Below are 14,370 nucleotides of genomic sequence, written 5' to 3' on the forward strand. Positions count from 1 at the left end.
GGCATGACGTAAGACCCAGACGGAAATTCTCGTCTATGGCGCCTGCTCGGCGGTTACTCGAAATGGCTCCATACGAAGTGGCACATTACCGCTTGGGCACTTGGTGTCTTCTGAAGAGCATTGAGCATTTGGGCGGGATCGTGTTGCTCAGCGACCAGTAGGGCATAACGTCGTCGGATCATGGCTGCAAGGTGACCAGGCGTGAACTCCGGATGATACTGGGTGGAGATTGCGTGGCGGCCATATCGGATGATCTGGTGAGGGTCATGCGTCGAGCGAGCCAACGCGACAGCGCCTTCAGGGAGCGTGATAACTGTCTGTTCATGCGTGAGATGGGCCGGGAACTGAGCAGGCCACTGCTTCAGCAATTCATCGGCTATGGCCGCAGGTAGCAGTTGGATCATCTCGCAGCCCACTTCACGCCCGGCAGGGTGGTAGTCGACAACCCCACCTAGCGCGTGAGCCATGAGCTGATGCCCATAGCACACGCCGAACAGTGGCATCTCGATCCTCATGGCTTCACGAATCCACTGCGCTACGTACTCGCTCCAGGGCTCGCGGTTGGTAACCATTGCCCATGAACCCGTAATGATGGCAACAAGATCCTTGGACGGAGCAGGCAGCAGTTCTCCCTCGAAGGCTCGTACAATGGTCATCTCACTGGGTGAAAGGCCCAAGGCCGCTGCAAACCATGACGGCAGGTCCCCAAGTTGATCGCGAATGTCTGCCGGTGGCGTACCTACCTGAACGATGAGGAGCGTGGGTGAGTTCAATGACGTGTATCGCTATTTCAAAGGAACATGGCTGGGACGACTGTGGAGCGATCAGCTACCCAGCGCAAAATCGATTCCAGCCTCGATATGAATCGCGGTTGAATCGAAACCAGGTAGAGCAAGCTTGTCGCTCTCCAGGATTAAGCAGATTTCCGTACAACCAAAAATGACAGAGTCCGCGCCTTCGGCTTTGGCCTGCTCGATCAGAGACAAAAGCACTGCTCGCGATTCGTCGCGTACGATCCCCAGGCTGAGTTCGTTGAAAATGATGTCGTGTATCTGGCTCCGACCCGCACTGTCGGGAACGAGCACGTCAATACCATGATTCTGCATGCGGGCTGGGTAGAAGCCATTCTCCATGGTGTATCGGGTCGCGATCAGCAACGGTTTCTTGTGCCCGGCGAGCTTGAGGCGATCCGCTACGACATCGACGATGTGGATGAAGGGGAGCGAGGTGGCTGCCATGACAGCATCCGCTACCAAATGCATGGTCACAGCACAGATCATCACGCAGTCAGCGCCTGCGTTTTCCAAGCTCCGAGCCACTTCAGCTAGTTGGCTCCCGGCCTGCGCCCATTCGCCAGCTTTCTGCTTTTCGACAATGGTCTGAAAATCTACCGAGTGCAGCAGTATCTGGGCCGAGTGCAGACCGCCCAGGCGTTGGTTGATACCTCGATTCAGCTCCCGGTAGTACACCGCAGAGCCCTCATAGCTCATTCCACCGATAAGTCCAATTTTGCGCACATTACACCTCTCAGGAAGCTGCTCTCGACGACCAGATGGCAGGCACTGCCCGCTCGGATCATTTGGAGTGTATGCTGTGTGCAAATTCATCAATAATGAATAATCAGCATATTTGATTCTCAAAATGAGAAACATGGACCTCGATTCACTGCAAATATTCAAAGCCGTGGTGGACTACGGCAGCATCACGAACGCAGCAGCCCAGCTTCATCGCGTGCAATCGAATATCACGACCAGGGTAAAGAACCTGGAGGAGCGCTTGGGTGTGGCGCTCTTCCATCGCCAAGGTGGGAAGCTAACGCCTTCCGATGAAGGGTTACTGCTGTATCAATATGCTGAGAAGTTGCTTCGCCTTTCCATAGAAGCAGAAACCGCTCTCAAGCGCGGCACCCTGCAAGGCGTGCTTCGGATCGGTACGCTTGAAAGTACCGCTGCCGCCAGGCTTGCTCCGCTGCTGTCCAGCTATCACGAACGCTTTCCGGATGTTCAGATCGAGTTGGTATCCGGCTCAACGGACGCACTGATTGCCCAGGTTCATCGCGGTGATATCGAGGCTGCATTTATCTCGGACCCATTCACTGTTGCCGGGCTGGATTGCCAAGAGGTCTTCGTTGAGGAACTGGTACTCGTCGTGGCCAAGAACAGCCCAATCGCTAATGCGCGTGCACTCCAAGGAGCGACCATCATCGCGTTTTCCAGGGGCTGTTCGTTCAGGCGCATTCTGGAAAGCTGGCTTCAGACCTGCGAAATCGTGCCCACCAGGGTGCTGGAACTTGCCTCCTATCATGCGATAGCAGTCTGTGTTGCAGCCGGGACGGGGGTGGCAATCATGCCGCAGTCCGTGCTCAAGGCTGTAAACGTGGAAAGCTTGGTCAGATCGCTCCCCTTGCCCCCAAAGGTTGCTCGGGTTCGCACTCACCTGGTCTGGCGCAACGGGCATGAATCGCGCGTATTGCAGTCTGTTCGGGATGAGTTGGCCTGGCACCGCAGGGCCTCATAGCGGGAAACCGTTTCACTCCGGTCGAATGCCCTTCGATCAGTGTCAGCTTTGGGTCGATTGCGGTCAGTCACGACCGGCTGCTTTCGACCCATTGCAGCCGTTAAGACCAGGCAGTGGATGCGACGGCCTACGCTGCTCACTGATCGGCCGAGCATAGATACTGATGCAACTGCTCTCCAAGAACCTCGAACGCCTGAGCGATCCTGTTAACTTTGCGCAGGTCATTGTGCATTGCGATCCACACGTCTACCTCAAAGCCAAAATCGTGTGGTAGCACATGTACCAGGCCGTGCGATTTTGCAATTTGCGTCGGGCACAGTCCGAAGCCCAAGCCCGCTTTCAGAGCGGCCAACTGAGCAAGGTGATGATCAGAGGCAATGGCGAAGTGCTGATCGGCATCGCACAGACCGGCGTCGACAATCCGACGCAAATCCGCTGAGCGTCTGTCCGGACCGATCAGCGGCCCATGGCGCAGCGACAGCAGGGAGGCTGGATTACCGTAGCGCTCCAGGCACCCGGCAGCGGCATGGATGCCGATCCGCAAACTGCCGACACGCCGCACCGTGATATCCGCTTCATTGGGCCGCATCAGCCGCACCGCAATATCCGATTGCAGCCTGGCGATGTCTTCAAGCGCATCGCTTATGCTCAACTCAAGTTTGAGCCCGGCGTGTTCGTAATGAAAAGGCCGCAGCAGGTCGGGCAATACTTCGACGCCAAGCAGCTCGCCACAGGTCAGCCGGACTGTACCGTGATCCATCGACGCTTCAGAGCTGGCCATGCGGTTGAAGGTTTGCGCGGCCAGATCCATAGCCTCCACATGTTCGATCAGGCGCTGCGCTCCGGCAGTAGGCGTCAGCCCTTGAGGTGTGCGGGTGAACAGACTTACACCGAGAGCGTGTTCAAGATGGTCCAGGCGCCGGCGCGCAGTGGCTTGGGCGATACCCAGTAACTTCGCCGCGCCGCTCAGGCTGCCAGAGCGCAACACGGCGAGAAATACACGCTGGCTTTCCCATTCAATGCCGCTCATACATTCTTAGCCAACAGTTGCTCCTAATTTGATCTTCTGCCCGAACCCGTGAAAGGCGATCATTCGCCTACATTTTTCCGGCGTCATTGTAAGGAACCAACGCATGAGAATCACCGGTCAGTGCCGATGCGGGCAAGTCACCCTCGAGATCGTGGCGCAGCAATTGCCGCCGCTGTATGCCTGCCACTGTCTGAACTGCCAGCGCTGGAGCGGCAGTGCGTTTGGGCTGCACATGCTGAGCGCAGCGTCGGCTGTTCAGGTGTCTGGCGAAACGGCGATCTTTGAGCATGAACACCAGGGCCAAACGTCTACCCAACATGCCTGCGGCATATGTCATACCCGGCTGTTCAACGAGACCACGGCAGCGCCCGGCATGCGAGTAGTACGGGCCGGCATCCTGGAAGGCGCTGAGCGTTTCGCGCCGGTTGCGCATATCGGTGCCGTTGAAGTTGGCATTGCCCAGGTACAGCAGGCTGGCCAGCACGGCATTGACGTCGGCCAGGCTACCGCTGAGGGTGAGGCTGTTGCTGTTGGCGCCGTTCACCGTCACGCCTGGCAGGCTGTTGGCCAGCGACAGGGTGCCGTTGAGCACGCTCAACGTCACGCTGATGGTGCGGGCGGCGGCATCCGGGTTCCGTTCCAGGTCGATATCGGCCACGCTGATGCCGCCGATGGCCAGGGGCACGTCCTCAAGGCCGTGCTGCGTGCCGGGCAGGGTGTTGACCGGGGCGTCGTTTTGCTCGACGTAGCCGGCATCGGCGCTTTGCGTGTCGGCATCGCCCAGGGTGATGACGATTTGACCGAGAGCGCCGCCGTCACTGTCGATGCGCACGCGCAGGTCGCCCAGCGGTTGTGGGTAGCTGACCACGCCGGCAGGTGCATCGATGCGGTACACACCCAGGGGCAGCACGCCGAATTGATAGCGGCCGTTGCTGTCAGTGAGGGTGCTGAACTGCAGGTTGTCGGCGGTGGTGTCCAGGCGCCCGTCAGCGCCGGCCCAGGTCAGGGTTACGGTTTGCCCGGCCAAGCCTGGGCCGTCGGGCACCGTGCTGTTGGTGGCCGAGCCGGTGTCGTCCCACAAGGTGCCGGTGATCATACCGAGGCCGGAGTTGTCGCGCAGGATGTACTGGTTAGGGCCTACCGTGCTGCCGGTTCGCTCGCCTTCCAGGGTGCCATCGTTGCCGACTGCCGAGCCGCCCCAGCCGGTGAAGTCTTCGGGCAGGCTGGTCCAGGTCAGGGTGGCATCACTGCTGGCGATCACCGTGTTGTTGGGCAACTCGACCTGGTAGCGCACGCTGACCTGGTCGCCGACGTTCAATTGGGCAAAGTCCACGGTCAGGCCGCCAGTGGCGCTGAAGCTCACGCCGCCAGGCAGATTGCCTGGCCCATAGGTGACGCCATTGATGCTGATGCTCACCAGGCTGTAGTTGCTGCCGCTGGCAAAGCTGTCGCGCAGTTGCGCGTCGAAGGCCGGCAGGCCGCCATTCTGGGTGAAGTCCAGCTGCACCGTGGCCGTGCCACTGGAGCCGGTCGGGTTGGGGTCGAAGCTGACGATCTGTTTGTCCAGGCCGGCGAAGCTGGGTTCGACGATGCGTTCGAACAGGGTCTCGCTGCTGGCGCGGGCGTTACCGTCGACCCGTTCGTTGGCCTGCACCCCCAGTTGTGCACCGGCGGCGTTGCTGGCTTGGTTGGCCACACGCACGTTGAATTCCAGCACCACGCCTTCCAGGTCGGCGTCGGCGCCTGCGCCGTTGACCACATTGCCGAGGTTGAAGGTGATTACCTGGCTGCCATCAGGGTTGGTGACGATGGTCAGGCGGCTGGGGTCGAACACGCCGGTGGGCGCCAACCCGGAAAGGTCCGGGGTGATCGGCAGCGCTTCGGGGCTGCTTTCGTTGCCCGCGATGTTCAAGGTGCCGCCAACGATGAGGTTAGCGTCGCTGGTCAGGCCACCGTCGGAAATAAAACCGATGCGCAGGGCGTTGGCCAGCGCATCCGGCGATATGAATTGCAGGCCGTTGGCCAGGGTGATCTGTACCTGGTAGTTGGGGTTGTTGCCTTCCGGCACCAGTACCACCACGCGGTAGCGGATGACTTCGCCGATGGTCACCGACTCTTGCACACTGGTGGTCGGGGAGGGTGCCGGGCTGTCGGGCAGGCCGCCGACTCGGGATATCTGGATGGCCTGGGCCACCGGGATCAGCAGCAGCGAGCTGTTGCGGTAGTCGTTGAGCACGCCGCTGTCGAGCAAGCCGTCCACACCGGTACGTTCGCCGCCGTCGCTGCCATCCAGGCTGGTCCATTGCACCGTGGCAAGGTTGCTGACGGCTGCTTGCGAGGCTGCACTGGCGTTGACCACACCGGTCAGGCTAAGGACGATGCTGCCGCCCTTGGCGATGTCGATGTTGGCACCGGTGGCGGTGCGCAACTGGCCGCCGACAATCTCGAAGTCCACGCCACCGTTGTTGCTGGCGCCATTCTGGTACAGCACGCCCGTCAGGCGCACGTTGTCCAGCTGGCTGGGCAAGTTGTCGAGGAAACTGATGTCGAAGGCATCGAAGTCGTTGTTGCCCGCACCATTGCGCAGGGTGATGGTGAAGGTGACGATATCGCCCTGGTCGTAGCCGCCGGGGCCTGCGGTGGAGGTCAGCGTCTGGCTGATCTGCACGGTCGGCTCGCGCAGGGTCACGGTGGGTGCGCCACCGCTCAAGGCCACATCACGGTCGACACTGGCGCTACCGTTGGGCGTGTCGCCGTCGGGGTCGCTGTAGGCAAGCTGGGCGCCGTTCTGCAACAGGCGGTTGGCCTGGTTGTCGCTGACGTTGCTGGCCACCAACTGCACGCGAATCACGAAGCTGTTGTTGTTGCCGTCGTTGTCGGCAGTGGCACCTGCGGCGCTGAAGGTCCAGCGGGCATCCACACCATCGGCGCCCAGGGCGCCACCCGCGCCTGTGAAGCCGCTGATCACGATGTTGCCGGCAAAATCGGCGGCCAACGCACCGCTGCCGGCGCGGGTGGTGATCAGTTGGTAGCCCAGGCCGTTGTTGAAGCTGGTGTCCAGGCGCATGCCAGGTGGTATCAGGTCTTCGATGCGCAGGGTCTGTGTATTGCCCTCGGGCAGGGTGATGATGATGTCATAACGCATGCTTTCGCCCACCACCAGGTCGCTGCCGGTGGTGTGGCTGGCGCTGGAGTCGCCATCGTCCAGGCTGCCGTCGGCGAACGTCTTGCTGATGGTAGGGGCCGCCACCTGCTGGCTGGCCAGGTCACTGAGGTCGACCGGGGTGAAGTCGGCGCCCCCGTTGACGCTGGCGTAGTTGCTGAGGGTGGCGCTGGTCTGCAGGCTGCGGCTGGCCTCGATGCTGGCGCTGACCACCACGTCGTAGCTGATCACCACCAGGTTGGCACCGCTCTGGTCGGCGGCGGTGCCACTGCGCCCGGCCAGCAGGGTGGCTTGACCACCTGCATCGAGGAAGGTGATCTGCTGGCCGTTGACGCTGTAGTCCACGCCAGCTACCAGCGCCGTGCCGTCGCCCAGGTAGATTTGCAGGTTGGCCGCGGCCAGGCTGCCGCCGACGAAGCTCAGGCCATTGGGCAGCGTGATGCTGGTCACCACGTCGTAGGCGCCGCCACCGCCGCTGTTCTCGATGGCAGTGATCAGGCGCAGTGTATCGCCACCGTCGATGCCGGTGATGTCGCCATCGACCTGGGCCAGATCGGTGATGCTGCCATTGAAGGGCGGTAATCCACTGCCAGGTGGGTTCCAGCTACCACTGGTGCCCGTGACATTGCCGTTCGAACCCGCCACCACGCCATGCTTGATCGACAACACGGGCTCGGCGATGGACACAATGGCCACCACGTCCGACGAGATCAGTGTGCGGTCGGTGAGCGTGGTCTGTTGGCTGGATTGGGCCAGCACGTCGATCGAACGCTGGTCGGCGAACGGTTGGTCGCCAACGTTCAGGGTGAAACGCACGACGATGCGGCTGCCGGTGGTTTCGGCCGTGACGAAGCTGCCGAAGTCGAACACCACCGAGTTGCCAGGGCCGTTGCTGACGCCCAGCACAGGGCCGAGGTTGCTGTTGCCGGGGCCGATTTGCCATTGCCCGGCATTGTCACCGACGCTCCAGTTGATGGCGGAAACATCGAACAGTGGCAGTGGCAGGTAGGCTGTGAGCTTGAATTGCTCATAGTCACCAGTGATCAGGTCGTAGCTCAGCTCGAACGTGACTTGGTCGCCGGGGCGCAGTTCGCCGTTGGCGGGCGGTGTGCCGTTGTTCACCTCGACCAGCTCGATGTCGACCGTGCTGGTAGGAATCACGCTGGTACTGGTCGAATCGTCCGACTGGCTTTGCCCGGTGAGGTTGAAGATGTCCTGCAGCAGGGTGCCTTCGATCACCGCACTGTTGCCCAGCTCGTCACCTTCGTTGATTTCGCCGTGGGGTGCGCCGGCGGGTGGCGTATACGCCTGGCCGACCACAGCGGCATAGCTGATGACGGCAATCACCGCGCCTTCTTGACGGGTGTCGAATGCGAGGTCGCCGTTGAGCCAGCCACGCACGTCGGAGAAGGCATTGCGCAGTGACTGGGCAATGTCGAACACCATGGAGGTGCTGCCATCGGCGTTGGTCACCACACTGGTAACCAGGGCAATCGTTTGCGGCACCCCGGCCAATGTCACCGTCATGGTCGGGGTGCCGTTCAGGGTTTGGCCATCACTGAGCTGGTCGCGAATGACCAGTTGGCCCTGGTTGAAGAAGTCCTTGCCGAAGGCGAAGTAGTCGGAAATCGCCAGGTTCAGCGAGTATCTCAAGGTATCGCCAGGGCTGATGCCGGTCTGGCCGATATCGGTTTGCAGGCTCACGTCTTTGAGCAGGGTGATGGACTTGGCAATGAACTGAGTGGGGTCGCCCGTGCCGGTAAAGTCGATGTTGTCGCCAGGTGTGGCGACGTCACGCGGGTCCAGCGGTACCCATTCGCCTGCGGCGGTCGGTGCGCCCAGGTTGATGGTGACGGCGTTGCCGGTGACCGGGTCGAGTACCGGAACGCCATTGGCGTCGGTTTCCGGTACATAGAACGACACCACGGTATCGGTGGCGGCGCTGAGGCTGTCGTACTCGACCGTGAAACTGCTGATGAACACATCGTCGGCGGCGATCAGTGCAGCGATGGTGGCGGCGTCGCTCACCACGGAGCCGTCTTTCAGGGTAATCGAGGTCAGACGCCCGCCGGCACCGGGGTTAATGGCCGTGACCTGAACATTGTCAGGTAGCGGCTGGGTGACTACCACGTTGGTCAGCGTCTGCCCGGGCGCCGGGGTTACCGTGACGGTGAGCGTACGCCCGTAATTGGGGCCGGTCGCTGTTTCGCCTTCAGGCGTGTTCAGCGTCTGGTCGAGGGTGATCACCGTGGGGTGCACGACGAATGCCGACGACCCGCTGGCGATCAGGCTGGGGTCATTGGTGGGGTTGTCCAGGGCATCGTTGCCGAACTGGAAGCCGCCGCTTGCACGGATGGTCAGGTCGGGGCTGCCATTGGAGAAGTGGGTGTCGGCCAGGTTGCTCAGGCTGGCGGTAATCAGTACCGGGATGACCGGCTGGCCGGTCGAGACGCTGGCGAACGGTAGCTCCACCACGACCAGTTGGTCGCCCGCGCTCAGGCCGAAGCTGGCCGCGTTGATGATCAGCGGGTTGCCACTGGCATCCTTGGCCAAGGGGTGGGTGGCGGTGCCGTCGGCGGCAAAGGTGACCACATGGGCGGTCAGGTTCTGCCCCAGGTAGCTGGCCGAGATGAAGTTCACTCCGTCGTCGCCGTCCTTGCCAGTGCTGGGCATGAACAGGTTGATGAAGGGCGCGTAGCCCTCCTGGCTGGAGGTATTGCTGAAATTGACGGTGAAGGTGAACGTGTCGCCCAGCAACACGTCGCTGCCACTGCTGGGCAGGCTGACGGTGGGGGCTGCGTCGGCCAGTAGTCCGTCGAAGCTGGCCATGGCGTTGGCGCTCAGGGCAATGGCCTGGTCCAGGTCGCCAACGCGTGTTTCCAGTACCCAGTCGCCCCCGGCCGTGCTGGCGCCGGTGGCGTTGCTCGACGCGCCGACATCGGCGGCGGTCCAGCGGGCCAGTTCATTGACCAGCATCTTGCCGGCGTCGCCTGCGCCAATGTCGCAGCCATAAAGCTGGATGTCGGCCCCTTCGTTGAGGTTGCCACGCCATTGCTGGAGGGTATCGCCCAACTGGCCGATGTTGTCGGCACTGACCGTACGGTTGCCGAGGGTGAACTGCCCGGCGGCACCGTGGGACATGACCTGGATCGAGTCGACCTTGCCCAGTTGCGCCAACGCGGCACTGATGGCGGCCAAGCCATCCTCGCCACTGTTGACGACGATGGCTGTGACGTTGCCTGGCAGGTTACTCAGCAACTGGTCACGGTTTTCGATACGGCTGTCCAGCACCAGAAGGCTGCGCGCCGCAGAGGGCGCGTTTTCCCTGGCTGGCTGGCCATCGGTTTGCGGTGTGTTGTCGATGTGGCTGTCCGCCGGTTTGGCAGGGTCGGACTGATGGGCATCGGAAGCCGCGACGGCGGCGGCCCCATCGAACAGAATCCGTGGCTCCAGGGCAAGCGTTTGACGTTTAGGGCGTAGCAGCGAGGAGCCAGGAAGGTTGGCAGGCATTCATTCAACTCCCATGTTGAGGGGCACAATCCGTTGTCAGCTGAAGCGTTGCCGCTTGACCCGTTGATCATAGGAAAGAAACGGAATTTTTCCAGAACAGGCGAATGCGTCTTGCCACTCAACTGATTTGAGTCAATGACTGTGCGGGAGGGGAGCCGGAGAGCAGGGTTTTTTACGCCTGCTCAACGCGTGCCGATGCGATCCAGCGCGTGCTGGAGTTGATCACGGTCGAGGTTGTCGAAAGGCAGTGCGAAGAAGGCTTCGCAGCGTGACGCGATGTGTGCCAAAGTGGCTTGGAACGCCGCATCTACCGCTGCTTCGTCACCCCGCACTTCGGACGGGTCTGCAAGCCCCCAATGCGCTTTCAGCGCGGGGCCGAAATACACCTGGCAGGCTTCGCCGGCAGCGTTGTCGCAGACGGTAATGACGATGTCCGGCGGGTTGCTTTCAAAGGCGTCGTTGCCCTTGCTGCTCAGGCCCTTGGTCGCAATACCGGCTTGCTGCAACGTGCTCAGGCTGCGGGGTAGCACCTGCCCCCTGGGAAAGCTGCCGGAGCTGACGGCCTCGAAGCCAACCGGCGCCAGGTGGTTGAACAGCGCTTCGGAAAGAATGCTGCGGCAGCTGTTGGCTGTGCACATGAACAGGACTCGCATGGAGGGCTCCTCCGCCTTGTGGCGGACATCAGAGGCTCAGGCGCAATGCCAGGGCCGAAAGGGTGATCAGCAACACCGGCAGCGTCAGCAGGATGCCCACCTTGAAGTAGTAACCCCAGGTGATGCGCATGTCTTTGCGCGCCAGCACATGCAGCCACAGCAGCGTGGCGAGGCTGCCAATCGGTGTGATTTTCGGGCCCAGGTCGCAGCCGATGACGTTGGCGTAGATCATCGCCTCACGCACCAGGCCCTCCGCGCCGCTGGCCTGGATCGACAAGGCACCGATCAGCACGCTGGGCATGTTGTTCATCACCGAGGACAGCAGTGCAGAGATCAAGCCGGTGCCGATGGCGGCGCTCCACAGCCCGTGCTCGGCAAGCCGGTCGAGCAGGTGGGTGAGCATGTCTGTCAGGCCGGCGTTTTTCAGGCCGTACACCACCAGGTACATACCGAGAGAAAAGATCACCACCTGCCACGGCGCTTCGCGCAGTACTCGGCGGGTTGAGATGCGGTGACCGCGGGCGGCCACGGCGAACAGGATTGCTGCACAGGCGGCGGCTACCGCACTGACCGGGATACCCAGCGGTTCCAGGGCGAACAGGCCGGCCAGCAACACCAGCAGCACCCATCCCCCCACTTTGAAGGTGGCGTGGTCATGAATCGCCTCGCTCGGCGCCTTCAAGGCCTCGAGCGCGTACTGCCTTGGGATATCGCGACGGAAAAACAGGAACAGCACCAACAGGGTGGCCGCCACGCTGACGAGATTCACCGGCACCATCACCGAGGCGTACTCGGCGAAGCCCAGCTTGAAGTAGTCGGCCGAGACGATGTTGACCAGGTTGGAGACCACCAGTGGCAGGCTTGCCGTGTCGGCGATGAAGCCGGCGGCCATGACGAAGGCCAGCGTCGCCGCGGGTGAGAAGCGCAGCGCAAGCAGCATCGACATGACAATGGGGGTAAGGATGAGCGCTGCACCATCGTTGGCGAACAGCGCCGAGACAGCGGCACCGAGCAGCACGCAGAAGGCAAACAGGCGGTAGCCGCTGCCGTTTGCCCACCGCGCGACATGCAACGCAGCCCATTCGAAGAAACCGGCTTCGTCCAGCAACAGGCTGATGATAATGACGGCGATGAAGGTGGCGGTGGCGTTCCAGACAATGGCCCACACGGTCGGAATGTCGTGCAGGGAAACGGCTCCAACTGCCAAGGCGATGAGCGCACCCAGCGCAGCACTCCAGCCAACGCCAAGCCCTTTGGGCTGCCAGATGACCAAGGTAAGGGTGAAAACGAAGACGGAAATGGCGACCAGCATGGTTCTCTCGCTTGGTGATGATCAGCAGCAGGCGGCATCACGAACGGGGCGCCCGTCCATGTGCTTTAGCCGAAGGGCGTTGTCTGCCAGCCATTGAGCATTGGCCTGCAAGGTGAGCTGCAGCATCTCGTGTACCCAGGCGGGCAGTGCGGGGTTGAGGCGGTAGTACACCCACTGACCCTGGCGTCGATCCAGCAACATGCCAGTGCTGCGCAGTTGCGCCAGATGGCGACTGATTTTCGGCTGGCTGTCGCCCAACGCACACATCAGTTCGCAGACGCAGAGCTCGCCCAGGCTGGCAATGAGCAAGACTGCACGAGCGCGGGTTTCGTCAGACAGGCACTTGAAAATGTCGGGTGGAGTGTTCATGGGTGCACCAAAACATACGGATTAACGAATATACGGATATTCGTATATATATTTCAAGCGCGCTGTGGATGAGTGTGCAATTCGGGCGCGACACACCGAATGCTGGCCGGAATGGATCCCGGCGCTGCCCTGCGAAGCCTGTGCTATCACTACAGGACAATTGGCCAGGGAGTGCGCAATGAACCGTCTTCTGACCGTGCTGTTGGTGCTGTGCGCTTTGCTGCCGCTGGCTGGGCAGGGCAAGGACTTGGCAGGCAGTGCTACTGATGGTGTGCCGGGTGACCCCGCAGAGTTGCGTATCGCCAACCGCAGCATTTTCACCTTTCACGCCACGCTGCTGGGCGAAACCCCCGCTGCACGCGCGCTACGGGCTTCATCGGTCATCGACGAGGCCTTGCGTGGTACCGACGAGCTGAAGGTCAGTGTCGACCCGATCGTCAACAGCCACCTGGTGCTGCTGGGCGGGCGCAGGGCGTTCATTGTCGCGCCCCAGGACCTGGGCGTAGAGGGTGGCGATACGCGTGAAGCGGCCGAGCAGGCAGCCGCTACGTTGCGCCAGGTAGTGGATGAGACCGGCGAAGCACGCAGCCTGCGCTTTCTGCTCAAGGCGCTAGGGTTTTCTGCCGTCGCCACACTGGTGTTCGTGGTGCTGATCAAGGGTGCCAACCTGGGCCGTCGCACACTGCGCGGGCGCCTGCCGCAGTTGATGCGTGAGCGTGCCCGGCAGATCAAAGTGGGCCAGCTGCCGCTGTTCGACATGCAGTATGTGTACTTTCTGATCGACCGCTTGCTGCGCCTGATGTACTGGGCAATCGTGCTGCTGCTCAGCTACCAGTGGCTGAGCTTTGTGCTATCGCAATTTCCTTATACCCGGCCGTGGGGCGAAAGCCTCAACGTGCACCTGCTCGACCTGCTGCGCTATCTGCTCGATGGCATTCTCCACGCCATCCCTGGCATCGCCGTGGCCGTCATGATTTTCTTCATCGCCCGCGGCATCAGTGGCTTCAGCCGGCGCATGCTGGAGCGGATGGCCCGCCCCGGTACGCTGAAATGGCTGACCGAGGAAACCCTGCAGCCCACCACGCGGCTGACGTCACTGGCGATCTGGCTGTTTGCCCTGGTGATGGCATACCCCTATTTGCCAGGCTCTGGCACCGACGCCTTCAAGGGGCTGTCGGTGCTGCTCGGCCTGATGATTTCGCTGGGGGCTTCCAGCGTGGTCGGGCAGGCCGCGGCGGGGCTGATCCTGACGTATTCACGCACACTGAAGGCGGGTGAATATGTGCGCGTAGGCGACAACGAAGGCACGGTGACCGAGGTTGGGATGTTCAACACCACCATCCGCACCGGCCTGGGCGAGGTGCTGACGTTGCCCAACTCGATGATTACCGGTTCGGTGACGCGCAACTATTCGCGGGTGGTGCAGGGGCCGGGTTATATCGTCGACACGGTTGTCACCATCGGCTACGACACGCCTTGGCGCCAGGTTGAAGCCATGCTCGTGGAGGCGGCCCACCGTACCGATGGCATTCTGGAAACCCCCACGCCGCAGGTATTCCAGACCGGGCTTTCAGACTTCTACCCCGAGTACCGCCTGGTGGCCCAGGCAGTTCCCAGCGCGCCAAGGCCGCGTGCGGAGTTGCTGAGCCTGTTGCACGCCAACATCCAGGACGTGTTCAACGAATATGGGGTGCAGATCATGTCGCCGCATTACCTGGGTGATCCGGCACAGGACAAATGGGTACCGCGCGAGAAGTGGTTCGCGGCGCCTGCACATGACCCGGCGGCAAAGCCTGACCGGCAGTAGCTTCACAGC

At 61.7% G+C, this 14,370-nt stretch carries 8 protein-coding genes and 2 pseudogenes; 3 read left to right on the forward strand and 7 right to left on the reverse strand.

Features of this window, described 5'->3' with window-relative positions; genetic code table 11:
- Positions 1-53: 53 nt before the first annotated feature.
- Together QQL85_RS10180 and QQL85_RS10185 are read right to left on the reverse strand one after the other, a co-directional pair.
- Entirely contained in the window at positions 54-773 is a 720-nt protein-coding gene (locus tag QQL85_RS10180) for a glutamine amidotransferase (protein ID WP_284353856.1), read from the reverse strand.
- Positions 774-824: 51 nt separating this feature from the next.
- Complete coding sequence (locus QQL85_RS10185; RefSeq protein ID WP_284353855.1) at positions 825-1,652, reverse strand: aspartate/glutamate racemase family protein; 828 nt, start codon at positions 1,650-1,652, stop codon at positions 825-827.
- Between QQL85_RS10185 and QQL85_RS10190 the strand changes: the two genes are divergently transcribed.
- Positions 1,651-2,517 carry a LysR substrate-binding domain-containing protein gene (locus QQL85_RS10190; RefSeq protein ID WP_284353854.1) on the forward strand — a complete coding sequence of 289 codons (867 nt, stop codon included), beginning with the start codon at positions 1,651-1,653 and terminating at the stop codon, positions 2,515-2,517. The genes QQL85_RS10185 and QQL85_RS10190 overlap by 2 nt on opposite strands.
- A gap of 136 nt (positions 2,518-2,653) precedes the next feature.
- Here the strand turns inward: QQL85_RS10190 and QQL85_RS10195 are convergent, their stop codons facing one another.
- Positions 2,654-3,547: a LysR family transcriptional regulator gene (locus QQL85_RS10195; protein ID WP_284353853.1), complete on the reverse strand. Its 894-nt coding sequence runs from the start codon at positions 3,545-3,547 to the stop codon at positions 2,654-2,656.
- A 103-nt stretch (positions 3,548-3,650) separates the two neighbouring features.
- Here QQL85_RS10195 and QQL85_RS26745 point away from each other — a divergent pair.
- Positions 3,651-3,923, forward strand: a pseudogene (locus QQL85_RS26745) (GFA family protein); the annotation flags it as partial.
- Positions 3,924-3,980: 57 nt separating this feature from the next.
- Here the strand turns inward: QQL85_RS26745 and QQL85_RS26750 are convergent.
- The 4 genes and pseudogenes from QQL85_RS26750 to QQL85_RS10220 all read right to left on the reverse strand — a co-directional run.
- A pseudogene (locus tag QQL85_RS26750) lies at positions 3,981-10,220 on the reverse strand (DUF4347 domain-containing protein); the annotation flags it as partial.
- A 182-nt stretch (positions 10,221-10,402) separates the two neighbouring features.
- Complete coding sequence (locus tag QQL85_RS10210) at positions 10,403-10,873, reverse strand: arsenate reductase ArsC (protein ID WP_284353852.1); 471 nt, start codon at positions 10,871-10,873, stop codon at positions 10,403-10,405.
- Between the two features lie 28 nt (positions 10,874-10,901).
- Complete coding sequence (locus QQL85_RS10215) at positions 10,902-12,185, reverse strand: arsenic transporter (RefSeq protein ID WP_284353851.1); 1,284 nt, start codon at positions 12,183-12,185, stop codon at positions 10,902-10,904.
- 21 nt (positions 12,186-12,206) lie between these two features.
- The gene (locus tag QQL85_RS10220; protein WP_284353850.1) at positions 12,207-12,554 is read right to left on the reverse strand and encodes a metalloregulator ArsR/SmtB family transcription factor; all 348 of its coding nucleotides are present in this window, start codon (positions 12,552-12,554) and stop codon (positions 12,207-12,209) included.
- Positions 12,555-12,732: 178 nt separating this feature from the next.
- On the opposite strand from QQL85_RS10220, the gene QQL85_RS10225 reads away from it, so the two are divergent.
- On the forward strand, positions 12,733-14,361 hold the full coding sequence (locus QQL85_RS10225; protein ID WP_284353849.1) for a mechanosensitive ion channel family protein: 1,629 nt from the start codon (positions 12,733-12,735) through the stop codon (positions 14,359-14,361).
- The last annotated feature ends 9 nt before the right edge of the window (positions 14,362-14,370 follow it).

It is taken from the genome of Pseudomonas putida, assembly GCF_030159595.1.
GTDB classification, from domain to species: Bacteria; Pseudomonadota; Gammaproteobacteria; order Pseudomonadales; family Pseudomonadaceae; genus Aquipseudomonas; species Aquipseudomonas putida_AC.